The organism is Pseudoalteromonas sp. S558 (assembly GCF_005886635.1).
GTDB classification, from domain to species: domain Bacteria; phylum Pseudomonadota; class Gammaproteobacteria; order Enterobacterales; family Alteromonadaceae; genus Pseudoalteromonas; species Pseudoalteromonas aliena.
Genome location: NZ_PNDU01000735.1, coordinates 1 through 390, shown reverse-complemented (window position 1 = coordinate 390; position 390 = coordinate 1). Strand labels below are relative to the sequence as shown.

The window sequence follows — 390 nt, the reverse complement described above, 5'->3', positions numbered from 1 at the left end:
GGATCCCGCTTGCATGTAAAAACTGGGATGGTAACAGCGCAGACACCGCTATTTTTAAAGCGCGAAGTAAGGCGCTTGTTGATGAGTTCAAAAAAAGCCAAGCTCCTAAATACCTTGTGGCAGACTGTAAACTTTATCATAAAAGTAATGCTGAGTTTTTAACCAAAATTCAATTTCTCACGCTAGTACCTTCAACAATTTCTCTTGAAAAATCCTCTATAAGCACAGCCATAACAGCCAACCAATGGGTTAATATTGATGATAATTATCAATATGTTATTGAAGAGGTTGAGCATATGGGGATAAAGCAAAGATGGATGATTATTTATTCAAAGGCAGCTAATAGCCGAGCACAAAAAAGCATTGTTCGACAAGTTGAGCGAGCACGCC

The 390-nt window shown here is 38.7% G+C and carries 1 pseudogene; it reads left to right on the top strand.

Features of this window, described 5'->3' with window-relative positions:
- Positions 1–390: pseudogene (locus CWB66_RS22415) on the top strand (IS1634 family transposase); the annotation flags it as partial.